This is a genomic window from Mesorhizobium sp. P2_E7 (genome assembly GCF_056403855.1).
In genome coordinates, this window is record NZ_JBFUER010000001.1 from 415,035 (window position 1) to 432,622 (window position 17,588).

Here is a 17,588-nt window from a genome sequence, read left to right on the forward strand (position 1 = left end):
CGGACGCGAGCGTAAGCAGCCGCCTTCACCGAGACGCGTGCATCTACTGAATCACCGCGAAGTGAAACACCTTGCTTGTATTGGCATAGGAGTAGCCTTTGCCGGCTTCGTCATTGCGTCTGTAGACAGGTCCGCAGTCGGGGCGCCCGAACATATTCTCGCTCAGCTCGCACAACAGGTCGCCATCGACACGGACGGTCTCGGTGACCAGCCGCGTCGTGGAGCGGAAGGCCGCCTTGCCGTCGCTCCCGATCTGAAGGAAGGCTGGTTGGAGGCCGGGTTCAAGCTGGCCCTGCAGCGTATGGCCCAGCACCAGCGAGGCGATCTCCTCGCCCTTCAAGCGGTTGTGCTCGTCGCCGGTGAAGCCGAACGGCCATTCGGGCAAGCCGGCCTGCTGCAACGCGTCGATGATGAGAGCCAAATCGCGCGGGTTACGATATTGGGCACCGTTGAGCCGATATGCAGACAATGAATCGGACCCAGCTGTCGACGTGGAACGTAGTCCCTCGGCGACCGCCGCTCTTGCATCGGGCAAACGGCCGGCGCGGGCGTAGGCCGCAGCGAGGTCAATCCTGAAATCTCCAACTGACGGCGCCTCGTCGCGGGCGCGTTCGAGCGCCTCGATCGCCTTGTCGTTGCTCCCTTGAATGAGAAAGACCAGACCGGCGATTTGCCGGTTGATCGGTGAAAGGTTGGGATCGAGTCTCAGCGCAGTCTCGACCGCTGCGGCTGCCTCGGCATGATTGCCGGCGAACAGTTGCACGTACCCTAGAGCTATTTGCGTCTCCGCATCGCCGGGGCCGAGCGCGACGGCTCGCTCGACCGAGGCGATGGCTTCCTCGTAGCGGCGATCCACGACCTGCATGATGCCAAGGATCGCATAAGGCGACGAGAGGTCTGGATCGAGTTGCAGCGCACGGCTTGCCTTCTCATAGGCGCGCTTGCGCGCGGGCGCGCTCTGAATGATTTCGTTGAACGATTCGCGCCAGATATAGACTGTCATGCTTGCATCCGCCGCGAAGGCTTCGGCAAAGGTAGGGTCAAGCTCCTCCGCCTTGTCGTAGAGGGTGAGCGCCTCCCGCAGCCCGTCGCGCCGGCCGGTCCGTGCTGTCTGCTCGGCACGAAGGTAGAAGTCGTAGGCTTCGAGGTTTTCGGTCGGCGGGCGTGCCATGCGCTCGCTTTCCGCTGCCGAAGGTTGCATGCCCAGCGCCTTGGCGATCTCCCGGCTCATCTCGTCCTGGACACTGAACACGCCAGCCATGCCACGGTCGAACCGGTTGGCCCACAGATTGTCGCCCGTTGCCGTATCGATGAGCTGGGCGTTGAGGCGGATCTGCTCGCCGGTGCGGCGGACACTCCCCTCGACGACGTAGCGGACGCCAAGGTCGCGCGTGACATCCGCCAGCGCTGCAGGCTTGTTCTTGTAGGCGAACACCGAGTTGCGCGCGATGACGTCCAGACCGGAAAGCTTGGTGAGGTCGGTGATCAGATCCTCGGTGATGCCGTCAGCGAAATAGTCCTGGCCTGGATCGCCGCCGAGATTTGCAAATGGCAGCACGGCAACCGATGGCCGCGATGGCATCGAGAACTTCTGCCATGCGAAAAAGCCGGCAAGCACGGCGAATGCCAGAGCCGCGACACTCGCCAGGATCATGACGCGCGACCCCGGCCGGTGTGGCGCGGCCGTGACCTTTCCCGATGCCGCGGGATCCAGCAGCAGCCGATAGGCGCGAACCGGATCGGCGATGTTCTTGAGGCGCTGCTCGCCCAGACTGGCAAAACCGACATCCACCTTGTGCACCGCGTGGTCGAACGCCGTGCCCGAGATGCAAATACCCCCGGGCTCGGCCATAGCCTCGAGGCGCGCGGCGATGTTGACGCCATCGCCGTAGATGTCATTTTCCTCGACGATGACGTCGCCGAGATTGACGCCGATGCGAAACCGGATCTGCCGGGCATCAGTGGTGCCCCGGTCGCGCTCCGCCATCCGGCGTTGGATCATGGCAGCACACTGGACCGCATCGACGACGCTCGCGAACTCGACCAGCGCCCCATCGCCCATGAGTTTGATAATGCGCCCGTGGAATTCCTTGATCGCAGGGTCGACCAGTTCGCGACGGCAACTTTTCAACCGCTCGAGCGTGCCGACCTCGTCCTCGCCCATGAGGCGGCTGTAGCCAACCACATCGGCAGCAAGGATTGCGGTAAGCCTTCGCTCCATGTGCGGGTGTCTTGCCCCCCTGGGTCAACGCCTCGCTGACGAGCGTATTCTAGTACTCCTTTGAATGCGAGCGTGCTCGGTGAATGCGAGCGTGCTCGGCCCGGGGCAGCGCTCAATGCAACCACCATCCCCCTGGCCACTTACTTTACGTTCAGCTCCATCATGTAAGGTTCGCACTCCCGGGGGGCTTTTCGCCAATGCTGGACAATTACGAGATCGACCGGTTTGGCGTGATCCACCAGATCGACGTCACGCCGATCAAATACGACAAGAAATACATGTCCTATTACGAGGACCTGAGCGACCGCACCATCAAGCTCGGCTATCAGCGGCTTGGCTGGGTGCTGGGGATCACCGGTGAGATACCGCGGTCGGTGCTGGAGATCGGCTATGGCACCGGTACATTCATCGAAGCCGCGAAGATTACCGGGGTTGCCGACTGCGCCGGCTGCGACATCACCCGGTTTCCGCTGCCCAAGGGTGTGCGCTTTGTCGATTGGGAGGAGGCGCTCGCCGGCTCGTGGGATCTTGTGGCTATGTTCGACGTGCTCGAGCACATCCCTGACCTCAGTTTTCTCGCCCGCCTTCAGGCTCGCCATCTGGCCATCGCCGTTCCCTATTGCCGCTGGCGTGAGCTCGGCGCCGATGGCGACGCATGGTTCGAGACGTGGCGCATGCGTCTGCCCAACGAGCATTTGCACCATTTCGACCGCGAGTCGCTGGTGGCGCTGCTGGCGAACCACGGCTTCGAATGCGTAACGCTGAATGGATTCGAGGACGGCATCAGGCTGCGGCCGGGCGAGTCGGGTCCGAATATTCTGTCCGGCTTTTTCAGGAAGCTATAGGCCGGTTCTCTCCGCGGCAGACCTCATTCAAAAAGACGAGGCCCGCGAACGGGCCTCGTCCCGTCGACGGCTGGCCGGTCAGCCCTTCTTCATTGCCTTCATGGCCATGTCCATGTGCATCACGCAATCGTCAGCCTTGTTGGCCTTCATGGCTTCCTTTGCCATGTCCATTTCCTTCATGGCTGCGTCCTTCTTCATGGCGTCGCCGGTCATGGCATCCATGTCAGTCTGCAACTTCATCATCGATGCGTCGTCGCATTTCATCATCGCATCGTCTGCGAACGCCGGTTGCGCGACGACCACAGCCAAAGCAGCTGCTGCAAGTATGGATTTCAGCATGACGTTTCTCCTACCTTTTCCCAATCGGGGATGAATCTCCCCCTTGTTGTTTCGGTAGCAGGCAAAAAACGTTACGCTGGCGGCCCGTTTAATATTTTCGTTCTCTCAGGGGAACCTCTTCAGAGAACCGGATTTCGCGGACCCCTGCAGGCTGAAGCGTTGCCTGGCGCGTCACCCCTTGGCCTTCACCAGCCGCTCCAGCGCATCCACAATCAGATCGCAGAACTTCGCATGGTCGAGCTTCATCGCCACGGTGTGGCGGAAGTCGGTCTGCTCGCTCGCCGTGCCGCCGAAATGGTGCATGCCGCCCATTTTCTCGAAGTTGCAGACCGTCATGCCCTTGGTCCACCGTCCCGCAAGCTCGACGCGGATGTCGGCCTTCTCGGTGGTAAAAACGGTCGGGTCGATCATGGCAGCCACGCAGCAGGCGTCATGGATGGCTGGATATTCGATCTGCAACAGACCGCCATGCGTGGTGGCGATGAATGCCCATATGTCGAGAATGAACTTGGCCATCGGGCCGCCAATGGCGCGCACCCTGGCCTGCAGGTCCGGCGTGGCCAGCGCCTGGTGCGTGAGGTCGAGCCCCACCATGGTGACGTCCCAATTGGCGCGGAACACCACGTCGGCGGCCTCCGGGTCGCCATAGACATTGAACTCCGCCGCCGGCGTGATGTTGCCGCGCGTGTAGGCGCCGCCCATGGCGACGACCCGCTTCACCCGCCCGACGATGCGCGGGTCCTTGCACGGCAAGCGCGATGTTGGTGTAGGGGCCAACCGGCACCAGCGTGACCGTCTTCGGCTCATGCGCCATGACCGTGTCGATGATGAAGTCGACGGCATGGCGCTTGTCGAGCTCGAACGAGGCCGGCGGCAGTTCGGGCCCGTCGAGCCCGGTCGCGCCATGGATCTCGACGGCCAGCACCTGATCGATGAGCAGCGGGCCGGGAGAACCCTTCGCCACCGGCACCTTGATGCCATAGGCGGTGCAGACCGAAAGCGCATTGCGCGTGGTGTTCTCGACATTGTGGTTGCCCGAAACCGTGGTGATGCCGAGGAGGTCGATGTTTGGGTTGCCTGCCGCCAGCAGAATGGCGATCGCATCGTCATGCCCGGGGTCGCAGTCGAGAATGATCTTTTCCATGGTGGTTCCTCCTCTGTCGGCCGCGCCGGCCGGGACAAGAGACTGGCGTGTTTGCGCCGTCAAGGCTCTGGCTCTCGACAGATGTAGTGCCACGTCCGCAAAGGCCGGCTGTCTGCGCAGACCGCCCAGCAAGCCCCGTCCGAAGATTCGCAGGCTCCGGAATAAGGCTTGGCCGACAGCGGCTGAATCGACACTTCAGGCCAGCAGGCCAAGTGTCTGACATCGTTGGACGCGTGTTCTCTGGCGTGGCCCTTCGTGGCGCTTCTTCAATTCCATAAACTGATTTGCATGCAAATGTTTCTGAGCGGGCACGCTATGTGAACCGCTTCACCGTTGCCGCGCAATCGATCGGTTACAGAGGCCGTGCAAGAGCGGGCCCGGGGCAGCGCTCTGCTGCTGCATGGAGGTAACCGATGTTTGAAAGTCTCACCAGAATTCGCGCCGCCTTGGCGCGCGCCAGCAGGCACAGGAAGACCGTACGGGCGCTGAATGCGTTGCCGACGGAGATCCAGAAGGACATTGGCTGGACGGAGTCGAAGGCGATCGATGAGATACGGCTGCCGTTCTAGGCGCAGCAGCGGTCTCCTCAAGATGGAGGGCAGGCTCCTTGCTCTCCTTGCCTACCCCAGCCACCACCACAGCGCCGCAAGCACAAGCACGATCGCGGCGATCGACAGCCCAAGCATGATGTAGCTGCCCTTGATGATGTCGCGGATGATCTTCTTGATGCTTTCGCGGTCGTTGAGGTTGGGGAAGGGCTCGTTGGGCAGCGCCACGCCGAGGAAGGCGCAGAGCGGCGCCCAGCCGTCGCTGACCTTGAACACCAGCAGCTTCTCCGGTGGCACCGCCGCTATCACCTCCTCGGTGTAGGCGTTGTAGCGAGCGATCGCCTTGGCGCGGTCGTCCATCACGCCGGCCAGCGTGCGGCCCCAGACCAGTTTGCTCGACATGTCGCCGAATTTCCGGCCGAACGGCGTCAGCCACTCGAGGATCTTGAACTGCCAGACATTCTTGGTGAAGTAGATTGTGTCGATGGTGCTGTCGTACCAGGCTTCTGCGCCGCGCGGGTGCAGGGTGAGCAGCACCTTGGCGTCGGGATAGGCGACCATCAATTCGCGCCATACGCAGCATCCCGGATTGTCGACCGTCGCCGTGTAATTGGCGAACACCCGGTTCCAGTCGTGCTGGCTGCCGGGCGGGCTGTTCGCCACCTTGCGCCAGAAATCGAGATGGCCCTTGTTGGCTTTGTTGATGATGACTTCCTGCATGTGGTAGCTGGGAAAGCCCAGCCTGTTCAGCGCGGCAAAGGTCGACCATGTGCCGGTGCGGCCGAACCCGGCCCCGATGAGTTCGAGCGTCATTTATCCCCCCGTTTCTTGAGACCCCTTTTCTTTTTATGCCGGTCATCTCAAAACGAGGTTGCATCCACGGCTTGGGACGCGCAACAATTTTCCACGTTGAGCACCAAAATGTGTTTGCTTTTCCGCCTGGGCCACGCGGAATGACCTTCTGGCTATTCCAGCAGGTGAGGGAGCCTGATAATAGGTCAGCCAGATTGACCTAAATTCGCATGGTCGGACCGATCGTGCTGGACCAGATGCCGTATCCCGGGAGGTGGGCTGATGAGTTTGATGGACCTGTTGGCGTCACGCGCCTCGCGCATGAAGGCGTCGGAAATCCGCGAGCTGTTGAAGCTGCTCGACCAGCCCGACATCATCTCCTTTGCCGGCGGCATCCCCGATCCGGCTTTGTTTCCCTCGCAGGCCATCGCCGATGCCTATGCCTCGGTGCTCGGCGGTCTGGAGGCTAGTGCCGCACTCCAGTATCAGGTCTCTGAAGGCTATCTGCCGCTGCGCAAATGGCTGGCCGGCCAGATGGGCAAGCTCGGCGTCGCCTGCGACGAGCACAACATCTTCATCACCTCCGGTTCGCAGCAGGCGCTGGATTATCTGGGAAAACTGTTCCTGTCGCCTGGCGACACCGCGCTGGTGACGTGGCCGACCTATCTCGGCGCGTTGCAGGCTTTCAATGCCTATGAGCCGCGCTATGACCGGCTGACGCCGGATGGCGGCAACATGACACCGGCCGCCTATCAGGCGGCCGCAGCTGCTGCCGGCGGCAAGGTGAAATTCGCCTATCTGGTGCCGGATTTCGCCAACCCGACCGGCGAGACGCTGAACGCCAGGCAGCGCGAGGCGGTGCTCGATCTCGCCGGTGAACTCGACATCGCCGTCATCGAGGACGCCGCCTATCGCGCACTGCGCTATGACGGCGAGGGCGAGCCGCCGATCCTGGCGCTCGACTGCGAACGCTCCGGCGGCATCGAGAACGCCCGCACGCTCTATTGCGGCTCGTTCTCAAAAATCCTGTCGCCGGGCATGCGCGTCGGCTGGGTCTGCGCACCGCGCCGCGTCGTCGAGCGCCTGGTGCTGATGAAGCAGGCCTCGGACCTGCACAGCCCGTCGATCAACCAGCTGGTCATGCACCGCGTCTCCGAAGCGGTCTATGACGGCCAGGTGGAAAAGCTGATCGATGCCTATCGCGGTCGCCGCGATGCCCTGCTTGCCGCGCTCGAGGCCGAAATGCCCGACGGTGTAAGCTGGAGCCGCCCCGAAGGCGGCATGTTCGTCTGGCTGACGCTGCCCGAGGGGTCGGATGCCACAGCGCTGCTCGCCCGCTCGGTCAAGGAAGCCCGCGTGGCGTTCGTGCCGGGCAATGCGTTTCATGCCGACGGTTCGGGCCGCAACACGATGCGGATGAGCTTTACGCTCGCCGATGCGCGCGCCGTGGGTGAGGGCGTGCCGAGGCTGGCGAAGTTGATGGGTTAGGGCGCTGGCTCCCCCTTCTCCCCTTGTGGGAGAAGGTGTCGCCGAAGGCGACGGATGAGGGGTGTTCCAGGGAACGCCAACGTCTCACTCCGCTGGAACACCCCTCATCCGTCTCGGCGCTAACGCGCCGATCCACCTTCTCCCACAAGGGGAGAAGGGCAAGCGGGCCTCACTCCGCCGCCACCAATTTATCCTGCGTCTTCGTCTCGAAATCGCCGGCGTCGTGGCGTTCGTGCAGCTGCATTGCCGGGTCGCCGAAGGCGCGGTTGACCATGCGGCCGCGCTGCACCGTCGGGCGGGCGTCGATCGCCTTGGCCCAGCGCTGCACATGCTTGTAGTCCTGCACCGACAGGAACTCGGCTGAATCATTGTACATGCGGCCGAGCGCCAGCCCACCATACCAGGGCCACACCGCCATGTCGGCGATCGAGTAGCCGGCGCCGCCGAGATATTCGGTCTCGGCCAGCCGCCGGTCGAGAACGTCGAGCTGGCGCTTGGTCTCCATGGCGAAGCGGTCGATGGCGTATTCGAACTTTTCCGGCGCATAGGCGTAGAAATGGCCGAAACCACCGCCGAGATAGGGGGCCGAGCCCATCTGCCAGAACAGCCAGGACAAGGTTTCCGCGCGCGCCGGCTGTTCGGTCGGCAGGAATTCGCCGAACTTTTCCGCGAGATAAAGCAGGATCGAGCCGGATTCGAACACGCGAACCGGCGTCTTGCCGCTGCGGTCGAGCAGCGCCGGGATCTTGGAGTTGGGGTTGACGTCGACGAAGCCCGAGCCGAACTGGTCGCCATCGTTGATCTTGATCAGCCAGGCGTCGTATTCGGCGCCCTTGTGGCCGAGCGCCAGCAGTTCCTCCAGCATGACGGTCACCTTGACGCCGTTCGGCGTCGCCAGCGAATAGAGCTGGAGCGGATGCTTGCCCACCGGCAGCACCTTGTCATGCGTCGGGCCGGCAATCGGCCGGTTGATGCTGGCGAACGTGCCGCCATTGGCTTTCTTCCAGCCCCAGACTTTCGGCGGGGTGTATTCGGTCATGCGAGGAATTCCTTGGGTTTGACGGGGCGGAAACGACTTGCGCAAGCGGCGCGAGACTGATGGCGGAAAAGTCGGCGGAACGTAGATATTGACAGAGATAGGTGCAATTCAGAAAGGTTCAACTTGTGTTGAACTATTATCGATATCGGCCGCGGGTTTTCCCTTCTCCCCTTGTGGGAGAAGGTGTCGCCGAAGGCGACGGATGAGGGGTGTTCCAGTGAACGCCAACGTCTCACTCCGCTGGAACACCCCTCAACCGTCTCGGCGCTGCGCGCCGATCCACCTTCTCCCACAAGGGGAGAAGGGAAACGCCCCCTTGCGCCCTGTGCAGCGCGGCATACCTATAGGGGATACTGCCCACGCATATCTGCCAGGATGAAAGCATGCCCATAGATCCCCTGTCCCCGCTTTTGCGCTCCGTCGTCGCCGTGCGCGCCACGGTGCCTGACGACGCCTTTACGGCGAACGCTCTGGGCACGCGCCGGGAAGGCAGCGGCGTCGTTATCCGCGGTGATGGGCTGGTGCTTACCATCGGCTATCTCATCACCGAGGCGGAAGAAGTCTGGCTGACCGACCAGGATGGCCGCGTCGTGCCGGCGCATGCGCTGGCCTACGACCAGGAGACCGGCTTTGGCCTGGTGCAGGCGCTGGCGCCGCTCGGCCTGCCGGCGGTGGCCTTGGGTGATGCCGAGAAAGCCAAGGTCGGCGACCCCGTGGTGTTTGCCGACGGCACCGGCCGCTCGGTCAAGGCGCACATCGTCACCAAGCAGGAATTCGCCGGCTATTGGGAGTATCTGCTCGACGAGGCGATCTTCATCGCCCCGGCGCACCCGTCCTGGGGCGGTGCTGCGCTGCTCGGCCAGGACGGCAGCCTGCTCGGCATCGGCTCGCTGCTCTTGCAGATGAGCCGCAACGGCGAGGTCGCCGACATCAACATGGTCGTGCCGATCAACCTGCTGACGCCGATCCTCGACGATCTCCTGACGCGCGGCCAGGTGGCGAAGCCGCCACGTCCGTGGCTCGGTGCTTTCTCGGCGGAGTCGAACGGCGCCGTGATTGTGATGAGCGTCGCCGAAGGCGGCCCCGCCGCCAAGGCGGGCCTGCGCCAGGGCGACATCATCTCCGACGTGCGCGACGGCGAGGTCGACGGTCTCGCCGATTTCTACCGCAAGCTATGGCAGAACCCGGCTGGGTCGGAGATCCCTCTCAGGGTGGTACGCGACGGCCGCGAAACCTGGCTCAGGGTGAAATCGGCCGACCGCAACAGTTTTTTGAAGAAGCCGCATTTGCAGTAGGGCTCCCCCTTCTCCCCTTGTGGGAGAAGGTGTCGCCGAAGGCGACGGATGAGGGGTGTTCCAGGGAACGCCAACGCCTCACTCCGCTGGAACACCCCTCATCCGTCTCGGCGCTGCGCGCCGATCCACCTTCTCCCACAGGGGGGAGAAGGGAAGGCGCCGCCGCCACCTCAATCCTCGCAAGCACTGAAAGCCGTCGCAGCATCACACTCCGCGAAAGGCCCAACCCGACCCTCCACCGACACGGTGTTTTCCACCTTGCTGCCGTCGTCCTGCGTCTTCACGCTTGTGCCCATGCCGGTCAGCACATCGTAGGCGCAGCTGCTGGCGATCTTGTCTGCCTTGCCTGGCGCGACGAGCAAGGGAAACTGCCATGGGCGTCGGCTGCGGCGCAAGCCAACTTCAAAATAGGCTAGGGGTTATCGACGCAGCTGACGGAAACTGGCATCGACAGCCGATATAGCCGGTCCGGCAACAAACGAGGTGATAATGGCGCCGATCAAGGTCGATCCGGACAAGGTTCACGAGTTTCGCGATCCGGAACGTTTTTACGCCTGGCTGCGGGAGAACCACGCCAGTGAGAGCGAAGTCTGGATCAAGGTGCACAAGGTCGGCTCGGGCCTCGCATCGATCACGCCCAAGCAGGCCATAGACGTGGTGCTGTGCTTCGGCTGGATCGATGCGGTGCGCAAGTCGCTCGACGAGCAGAGCTTTCTGCAGCGCTACACGCCGCGCGGCAAAAAGAGCATCTGGAGCAAGATCAACATCGACAATGTCGCCCGCCTGGTCGAGGAGGGGCGCATGACCGAGCATGGTTTGAAACAGGTCGAGGCGGCCAAGGCCGACGGCCGCTGGGACCGCGCCTATGCCAGTGGCAAGGACATGAAGATCCCCGACGATCTGCAGGCCGCCATCGATGCCGAACCTGAGGCGAAAGCAATGCTGGCAAAACTCTCCGCCCAGAACCGCTTCGCGCTCGCTTTCCGCACCCACAACATGAAGACCGAAGCCGGGCGCAGGAAGAAGATCGAGGCCTTCGTCGAGATGCTGAAGCGTGGCGAGACGATCTATCCGCAGAAGCGGTGAGGGGGCGCCATCGGTTCCTGTCGGCGCTGAGCACCCCCCTCTGGCCTGCAGGCCATCTCCCCCTCAAGGGGGGAGATCAGCAGCTTCGCTGACGGCGCTCACCCTGCAACGTCGGCGATTGGCAAGGCGGTAGTGATAGCCAATCTCCCCCCTTGAGGGGGAGATGGCCGGCAGGCCAGAGGGGGGTGTGGCGGAACTCGACCTCTCTCACCGACTGCTTGCCCTTCATGCACCGCACCGCACGATGATTGCGCTCCCCACGCCTAATCATTCGATCTCACTCATGCCATCTTCGATGGAATGATCGATATGGGACCAAGGACCCCGCCAATGACCACCACCACACCCCATTCAGGCAAGGTCGCGCTCGTCACCGGCGGCAATCGCGGGATCGGGCTGGAGACCGGCCGCCAGCTGGCGGCGCTCGGCTTCACCGTGCTGCTCGGCACGCGCGACCCGGCCAAGGGCGAGGCGGCCGCGAGGCAACTCGGCTGCAAGGTGGAGGCCATCGCTCTGGATGTCGCGGCACCTGACGCGGCAGCCTTTGCCGCGGCCGAAATCGAGCGCAGGTTCGGCCGCCTCGACGTGCTCGTCAACAATGCCGCCATCCATTACGACCCGCGTGCGCGGGCACTGAAGCCCGACTGGACGGTGATCCGCGAGGCCTTCGAGACCAATGTCTTCGGCGCCTGGCGCATAGCTGCCGCCTGTGCGCCGCTGCTCAGCGCCTCCGGCCATGGCCGGCTGGTCAACGTCTCCTCCGAGGGCGGTTCGCTCGCCTCGATGGGCGCCGGCGCGCCGGCCTATTCGACGACCAAGGCGACGCTCAACGCGCTGACCTGCATCCTGGCGGCCGAATTGCGCGGCACCGGCGTGCTGGTCAACGCCATCTGCCCCGGCTGGGTCGCGACCGACATGGGCGGTCCAGGCGGACGCCCGGTGGCGCAAGGCGCGGCCGGTATCGTCTGGGCCGCCACCTTGCCGGACGACGGTCCCACCGGCGGCTTCTTCCGCGATGGCAAAAGGCTGTCGTGGTGATTGGCTAACCAGGCCTTCCCATCCGTCCCGTACGTCATGCTACGAAAATAGCATTCTCGCCTCGCGAAATGTGATGCTAGGTTCCCGGTGCACCCGGGGCGGAGGGGCGCAACAGGAGAAGTGGCGGGCGCGACGGCCCGAATTTTCAGCGAAAACCGGACGGAACTGTTGAACCATTGCAGGCTGTGCGCGTTTCCCGGCGTCGGCCACAAGGGAGGAACTACCTGTGAAAGCATCCTATCTCATCTCAGCCGCTCTGCTTGCGGCGACTGCGATGCCGGCGGCGGCCGGCGAAATTTCCGACGGCAAGGTCAAGATCGGCATCCTCAACGACCAGTCGGGCGTCTATGCCGATTTCGGCGGCAAATGGTCGGTCGAGGCCGCGAAAATGGCGGTCGAGGATTTTGGCGGCAAGGTGCAGGGCGCGCCGATCGAGATCGTCAATGCGGACCACCAGAACAAGCCCGACATCGCCTCCAACATCGCGCGCCAGTGGTACGACACCGAGCAGGTCGACGCGATCATGGAGCTGACGACATCCTCGGTAGCGCTGGCCGTCCAGGGGCTTTCCAAGGAAAAGAAGAAGATCGACATCGTCACCGGCGCTGCGTCGACCGACCTCACCGGCAAACAGTGCTCGCCCTACGGCTTCCACTGGGCCTACGACACCCACTCGCAGGCGGTCGGCACCGGCGGCGCGCTGGTCCAGCAAGGCGGCGACAGCTGGTATTTCATCACCGTCGACTATGCCTTCGGCTACTCGCTGAAGGAGCAGACCTCAAAGGTGGTTGAAGCAAGCGGCGGCAAGGTGCTCGGCGAAGTGCGCTATCCCTTGGGCTCGACCGACTATTCCTCTTTCCTGCTGCAGGCGCAGTCCTCCGGCGCCAAGGTCGTCGGCCTCGCCAATGCCGGTCTCGACACCTCCAATACGATCAAGCAGGCGGCCGAGTTCGGCATTGTCGCCGGCGGCCAGCGGCTGGCGGCACTTCTCTTCACCCTTGCCGAAGTGCACGGCCTCGGCCTGCAGGCGGCGCAGGGCGTGGTGCTGACCGAAGGTTTTTACTGGGACCGCGACGACAAGAGCCGGGAGTTCGCCGACCGCTTCTTCAAGCGCACCAACCGCATGCCCAACATGGTCCAGGCCGGCACCTATTCGGCGGTCTTGCAATATCTGAAGGCCATCGACAAGGCCGGCACCGACGAGACCGAAGCGGTCGCCAAGCAGCTGCATGAATCGCCGGTCGACGACGTCTTCACCGCCAACGGCAAGGTGCAGGCCGACGGCTCGATGGTGCACGACATGTATCTCTATCAGGTCAAGAAGCCCGAGGAGTCGAAGAAGGACTGGGACTATTACACCTATCTGGCGACCATTCCGGGCGACAAGGCCTTCACCAAGGCCGAAGACAGCGGCTGCCCGCTCGTCACCAAGTGACGGCGGCGCAAGCTGTGGCCGGCCAGTCGGGCGGCGCAAAGGAAACGCCGCGGGTGGTGCTTTCCGCCCGCGGCCTAAGGCGTGATTTCGCCGGTTTCGTTGCCGTCAACAATGTCGACCTCGACGTCCATCACGGCCAGATCCATGCGCTGATCGGACCGAACGGCGCCGGCAAGACGACGATCTTCAACCTGCTGACCAAATTCCTGCAGCCGACCAGCGGCAGGATCGAATTGTTGGGCAACGACATCACCCGCACCGCGCCGGCCAGGGTGGCGCGCATGGGTCTCGTCCGCTCGTTCCAGATCTCGGCGATCTTTCCGCATCTGAGCGTCCTCGACAATGTCCGCGTCGCCCTGCAGCGGCCGAGCGGGCTGGGCTTCCAGTTCTGGCGCTCGCTGGCCGCACTCGACCAGTTGACACCGAGGGCACGCGAGCTTCTCGGCATCGCCGGCCTCGACGATGTCGCGCATCGTCTGGCCGGCGATCTCTCCTATGGCAGGAAGCGCGTGCTCGAGATCGCCACCACGCTGGCGCTCGATCCGAAGGTGCTTTTGCTCGACGAGCCGATGGCCGGCATGGGGCACGAGGATGTCGGCGCCATTTCCGGCATCATCCGTTCGCTGGCCAGAGACCGCGCCGTGCTGATGGTCGAGCACAACCTCACCGTCGTCGCCGATCTTTGCGACTGGATCACCGTCATGCAACGCGGCCAGGTGCTCGCCGCCGGCGACTACGCAACGGTGAGCACGGACGAGCGTGTCCGCATCGCTTACATGGGGACCGAGCATGAGTGAGCCGCTGCTTGCCGTGCGCGATCTCCACGCCTGGTACGGCGAGGGCCATGCGCTGCACGGCGTGAACCTCGATGTCTTTCGCGGCGAGACGGTGACGCTGCTTGGCCGCAACGGCGTCGGCAAGACCACCACGCTGCGCGCCATTATGGGGCTGGTTCGCAAGCGCAGCGGCAGCGTCACTTTCGACGGCGGCGATCTGATGCGTCTGCCGCTGCACCGCGTCGCCCATCGCGGCATCGGCTTCGTGCCGGAGGAACGCGGCATCTTCGCCACGCTCACCGTCGACGAGAACCTGATCCTGCCGCCGGTGGTGGCCAAGGGCGGCATGAGCGTCGACGAGATTTTCGATCTCTTCCCCAACCTCAAGGAGCGGCGCAACAGCCCCGGCACGAAACTCTCCGGCGGCGAACAGCAGATGCTGGCCATCGCCCGCATTCTGCGCACGGGCGTGCAGATGCTGCTGCTCGACGAACCGACCGAGGGCCTGGCGCCTGTCATCGTCCAGCGCATCGGCGAATTGCTGGCGACCCTGAAAAAGCGCGGCATGACCATCCTGCTGGTCGAGCAGAATTTCCGCTTTGCCGCCCGCATCGCCGACCGCTTCTATCTGATGGAGCACGGCAAGGTGGTGGAGGATTTTGCCGTAAGCGAGCTTTCTGCTCACACGCAACAGCTGCACGAGGTGCTTGGGGTATGACGCCATGACGATGATCTTCGGCATCCCCGTCCAGGCGCTGCTCGGCCAGATGCTCGTCGGGCTGATCAACGGCTCCTTCTACGCCATGCTCAGCCTTGGGCTGGCCGTCATCTTCGGCCTGCTGCGCATCATCAATTTCGCCCATGGCGCGCTCTACATGTTCGGCGCCTTCATCGGCTATCTGATGCTCGTTCATCTCGGCATCGGCTACTGGCCGGCACTGGTCCTGGTGCCGCTCGTCGTCGGCGTGTTCGGCATGGCGGTCGAGCGCCTCGCGCTGTCCAGGCTCTACCGGCTCGATCCGCTCTATGGCCTGCTTTTCACCTTCGGCCTGGCGCTGGTCATCGAAGGCGTCTTTCGCTTCTACTACGGCGTGTCAGGCAATCCCTATGCCGTGCCGTCCCAGCTCGCCGGCGGCACCAATCTCGGCTTCATGTTCCTGCCCAACTATCGCGGCTGGGTGGTGGTTGCCTCGCTCATCGTCTGCATCGGCACCTGGCTCTTGATCGAAAAGACCAGGCTCGGTTCCTATCTGCGCGCCGCGACCGAGAATCCGGAGCTGGTCCAGGCTTTTGGGGTCAACGTGCCATTGCTGCTCACGCTCACCTATGGGCTGGGCGCGGCCCTTGCGGGGTTGGCCGGCATCCTCGCAGCACCGGTCTACCAGGTCAGCCCGCTCATGGGCTCGGACCTGATCATCGTCGTCTTCGCTGTCGTCGTGGTCGGCGGCATGGGCTCGATCCTCGGCGCCATCGTCACCGGCTACATGCTCGGCCTCGCCGAAGGCCTGACCAAGGTCTTTTATCCCGAGGCATCGAACCTCGTCGTCTTCGTCATCATGGCGATCGTGCTTCTGCTGCGCCCCGCCGGCCTGTTCGGAAGGGACGCCTGAGATGAGCGAGGCGACCCTTCACGACCAGCGTACCGCCGCTTCCGTCCGGCTTGAGCGGGTGCTGATAGCATTGGCCATACTGGCCCTCATCGCCGCGCCCTTCTTCGTCTACCCGATCTTCCTGATGAAGATGCTGTGCTTCGCGCTGTTTGCCTGCGCCTTCAACCTTTTGCTCGGCTATACCGGGCTGTTGTCCTTCGGCCATGCCACCTTCTACGGTGCCGCCGCCTATTTCTGTGCCTACGCCGTCAAGGACTGGGGCTGGCCGCCCGAAGCCGGCATCCTGCTCGGCACCGCCGGTGCCGCCGTCCTCGGACTGGTCATGGGCTTCCTCGCCATCCGCCGGCAAGGCATCTATTTCTCGATGATCACGCTGGCGCTGGCGCAGATGTTCTACTTCTTCTGCGTCCAGGCGCCGTTCACCGAGGGCGAGGACGGCATCCAGGGCGTGCCGCGCGGCACGCTGTTTGGCATTGTCGACCTCAACGTCACGCTCAACATGTATTTTGTCGTGCTCGCCGTCTTCCTCATCGGCGTCTTCGCCGTCTGGCGCATCGTCAACTCGCCTTTCGGCATGATCCTGCGTTCGATCCGCGAGAACGAGAACCGCGCCATCTCGCTGGGCTATTCGGTCGGCCGCTACAAGCTCGCCGCCTTCGTCATGTCGGCAGCGCTCGCCGGCCTTGCCGGCGCCACCAAGGCGATCGTCTTCCAGTTCGCCACGCTCACCGACGTCACCTGGCAGATGTCGGGCGAGGTGATCCTGATGACGCTGCTCGGCGGCATCGGCACCATGGTCGGCCCGGTCGTCGGCGCCGGCCTCGTCGTCGGCCTGGAAAACACCCTCGCCACCTCCGGCTTCCCGGTGACCATCGCCACCGGCCTGATCTTCATGATCTGCGTGCTGGTCTTCCGCCGCGGCATCGTCGGCGAGATCTACGCGCGGTGGCTGGCGCCCGCCAGCGCCGGCCGCGATCAGTAGGTGATGGTGACCACCACCGTGTCGGTATAGACGCCGGCCGAGGGCGTGGTCTGCGGCAGCACGCGGCCGTAGACGGTGAGCGGCTGCGCGGCGCCGGTTCCAGTGCCGGCGACCGTGCTTCCCGGCGTTCCCGCATCGCCCCAGGGCTGCGTTCGCGCATTGTCCTTGTAGAGGCCGTAGGTGACTCGCTCGGCGCCCTTCGACATCTTGCGGTTGGTCGGCGTGCCGCCTGTCGTGCCGCCATTCAGCGACACCGTATAGGCGGTCGACGGGGTGCAGGTGACCGTGACCAGGCCGGTGGCGTCGACATTGGCGTCGAGCACGCCCTTGGAACCGAAATCGATGTTCTGGGTGGCGACCAGGCAATTGGCCGCAACGGTGGCGTTGATGGTGAACGTCGGAGAGGTGGCCAGGGTGCCCGCGCCGGTGTTGCAGCTGCTGCCCAACAGGGTTGTCCGGTAGCGGAACTCGACCGGCCCGGTCGAAAACGTCGAAAGATAGGTGCCGGGCGGAACGGTCGCCTGGCCACCGGGAACCTGGCCATACAGCGTCAAGGTGCCGGACGAGTTGCCCAGCAGACTGGGGCTCAGCGTCAGCGGCGGCGGGCGCGAGGCATAGGCCCAGGCATAGGAGCCCCAGACGACGCTCATCGCCGGGTCGGAATAGATCTGGTAGTCGAGGCTGTTGGCGCCGCTCAGCATCTGCCTGGCCGCCGCCGAGCTTGCGCCGCCGGTGCCGGCGGCGAGATGCGGACAGACCAGGATGGGCAGCAGCAACGGCAAGCTACCGCTGCAGGTCACGCTGAGCGTGGCCGTCGATGTCGCCGCGGTTCCCGGCAGCGTGTCGACGGCGCCGAAATTCATATTGGTGACGGTAAAGGTGCAGGTTTGCGCCAGGGCAAGCGACGGCAGCAGCGTCAGGAAAGCGACGATTGCGACGCGCAGCATTTG

General features: G+C 63.8%; 17 protein-coding genes and 1 pseudogene. 11 read left to right on the plus strand and 7 right to left on the minus strand.

Features of this window, described 5'->3' with window-relative positions:
- Positions 1 to 43: 43 nt before the first annotated feature.
- On the minus strand, positions 44 to 2,221 hold the full coding sequence (locus AC1DYC_RS02065; RefSeq protein ID WP_477403544.1) for a tetratricopeptide repeat protein: 2,178 nt from the start codon (positions 2,219 to 2,221) through the stop codon (positions 44 to 46).
- A gap of 197 nt (positions 2,222 to 2,418) precedes the next feature.
- On the opposite strand from AC1DYC_RS02065, the gene AC1DYC_RS02070 reads away from it, so the two are divergent.
- Complete coding sequence (locus tag AC1DYC_RS02070; protein WP_477403546.1) at positions 2,419 to 3,066, plus strand: class I SAM-dependent methyltransferase; 648 nt, start codon at positions 2,419 to 2,421, stop codon at positions 3,064 to 3,066.
- 78 nt (positions 3,067 to 3,144) lie between these two features.
- Here the strand turns inward: AC1DYC_RS02070 and AC1DYC_RS02075 are convergent, their stop codons facing one another.
- Both AC1DYC_RS02075 and AC1DYC_RS02080 read right to left on the minus strand, forming a co-directional pair.
- On the minus strand, positions 3,145 to 3,405 hold the full coding sequence (locus tag AC1DYC_RS02075) for a hypothetical protein (protein WP_477236212.1): 261 nt from the start codon (positions 3,403 to 3,405) through the stop codon (positions 3,145 to 3,147).
- A gap of 171 nt (positions 3,406 to 3,576) precedes the next feature.
- A pseudogene (locus tag AC1DYC_RS02080) lies at positions 3,577 to 4,549 on the minus strand (nucleoside hydrolase).
- A gap of 413 nt (positions 4,550 to 4,962) precedes the next feature.
- On the opposite strand from AC1DYC_RS02080, the gene AC1DYC_RS02085 reads away from it, so the two are divergent.
- A complete protein-coding gene (locus AC1DYC_RS02085; protein ID WP_142867119.1) occupies positions 4,963 to 5,118 on the plus strand; it encodes a DUF1127 domain-containing protein in 156 nt (51 codons plus the stop codon).
- Between the two features lie 51 nt (positions 5,119 to 5,169).
- On the opposite strand, the gene AC1DYC_RS02090 is transcribed toward AC1DYC_RS02085, so the two are convergent.
- Entirely contained in the window at positions 5,170 to 5,910 is a 741-nt protein-coding gene (locus AC1DYC_RS02090; protein WP_477403548.1) for a sulfotransferase family protein, read from the minus strand.
- Between the two features lie 258 nt (positions 5,911 to 6,168).
- On the opposite strand from AC1DYC_RS02090, the gene AC1DYC_RS02095 reads away from it, so the two are divergent.
- A complete protein-coding gene (locus AC1DYC_RS02095; protein WP_477408129.1) occupies positions 6,169 to 7,377 on the plus strand; it encodes an aminotransferase-like domain-containing protein in 1,209 nt (402 codons plus the stop codon).
- 169 nt (positions 7,378 to 7,546) lie between these two features.
- Here AC1DYC_RS02095 and yghU read toward each other — a convergent pair whose 3' ends face one another.
- A complete protein-coding gene (yghU, locus tag AC1DYC_RS02100) occupies positions 7,547 to 8,416 on the minus strand; it encodes a glutathione-dependent disulfide-bond oxidoreductase (RefSeq protein WP_477403550.1) in 870 nt (289 codons plus the stop codon).
- Positions 8,417 to 8,799: 383 nt separating this feature from the next.
- Between yghU and AC1DYC_RS02105 the strand changes: the two genes are divergently transcribed.
- On the plus strand, positions 8,800 to 9,711 hold the full coding sequence (locus AC1DYC_RS02105; protein ID WP_477282085.1) for a S1C family serine protease: 912 nt from the start codon (positions 8,800 to 8,802) through the stop codon (positions 9,709 to 9,711).
- A gap of 170 nt (positions 9,712 to 9,881) precedes the next feature.
- Here the strand turns inward: AC1DYC_RS02105 and AC1DYC_RS02110 are convergent, their stop codons facing one another.
- The gene (locus AC1DYC_RS02110; protein ID WP_477403552.1) at positions 9,882 to 10,073 is read right to left on the minus strand and encodes a hypothetical protein; all 192 of its coding nucleotides are present in this window, start codon (positions 10,071 to 10,073) and stop codon (positions 9,882 to 9,884) included.
- A gap of 127 nt (positions 10,074 to 10,200) precedes the next feature.
- Here AC1DYC_RS02110 and AC1DYC_RS02115 point away from each other — a divergent pair, with 127 nt between their 5' ends.
- From AC1DYC_RS02115 to AC1DYC_RS02145, 7 genes are all read left to right on the plus strand, one after another.
- The gene (locus AC1DYC_RS02115) at positions 10,201 to 10,797 is read left to right on the plus strand and encodes a YdeI/OmpD-associated family protein (RefSeq protein WP_477403554.1); all 597 of its coding nucleotides are present in this window, start codon (positions 10,201 to 10,203) and stop codon (positions 10,795 to 10,797) included.
- A 330-nt stretch (positions 10,798 to 11,127) separates the two neighbouring features.
- Positions 11,128 to 11,835 (plus strand): SDR family NAD(P)-dependent oxidoreductase, encoded by a 708-nt coding sequence (locus AC1DYC_RS02120; protein ID WP_477403556.1) that lies wholly within the window; start codon positions 11,128 to 11,130, stop codon positions 11,833 to 11,835.
- Between the two features lie 226 nt (positions 11,836 to 12,061).
- Positions 12,062 to 13,270 carry an ABC transporter substrate-binding protein gene (locus tag AC1DYC_RS02125; protein WP_477403558.1) on the plus strand — a complete coding sequence of 403 codons (1,209 nt, stop codon included), beginning with the start codon at positions 12,062 to 12,064 and terminating at the stop codon, positions 13,268 to 13,270.
- A 14-nt stretch (positions 13,271 to 13,284) separates the two neighbouring features.
- Complete coding sequence (locus AC1DYC_RS02130; RefSeq protein ID WP_477403560.1) at positions 13,285 to 14,067, plus strand: ABC transporter ATP-binding protein; 783 nt, start codon at positions 13,285 to 13,287, stop codon at positions 14,065 to 14,067.
- Positions 14,060 to 14,764, plus strand: a complete 705-nt coding sequence (locus AC1DYC_RS02135; RefSeq protein ID WP_477403562.1) for an ABC transporter ATP-binding protein — start codon at positions 14,060 to 14,062, stop codon at positions 14,762 to 14,764. The genes AC1DYC_RS02130 and AC1DYC_RS02135 overlap by 8 nt, the downstream gene beginning before the upstream one ends.
- Positions 14,765 to 14,768: 4 nt before the next feature.
- Positions 14,769 to 15,656 (plus strand): branched-chain amino acid ABC transporter permease, encoded by an 888-nt coding sequence (locus AC1DYC_RS02140; RefSeq protein ID WP_112566970.1) that lies wholly within the window; start codon positions 14,769 to 14,771, stop codon positions 15,654 to 15,656.
- 1 nt (position 15,657) lies between these two features.
- Positions 15,658 to 16,638: a branched-chain amino acid ABC transporter permease gene (locus AC1DYC_RS02145; protein ID WP_477403564.1), complete on the plus strand. Its 981-nt coding sequence runs from the start codon at positions 15,658 to 15,660 to the stop codon at positions 16,636 to 16,638.
- On the opposite strand, the gene AC1DYC_RS02150 is transcribed toward AC1DYC_RS02145, so the two are convergent.
- Positions 16,632 to 17,585, minus strand: coding sequence for a Csu type fimbrial protein (locus AC1DYC_RS02150; protein WP_477408131.1), 954 nt, complete (start codon positions 17,583 to 17,585; stop codon positions 16,632 to 16,634). The two genes, AC1DYC_RS02145 and AC1DYC_RS02150, sit on opposite strands and share 7 nt — an antisense overlap.
- Positions 17,586 to 17,588: the final 3 nt, after the last annotated feature.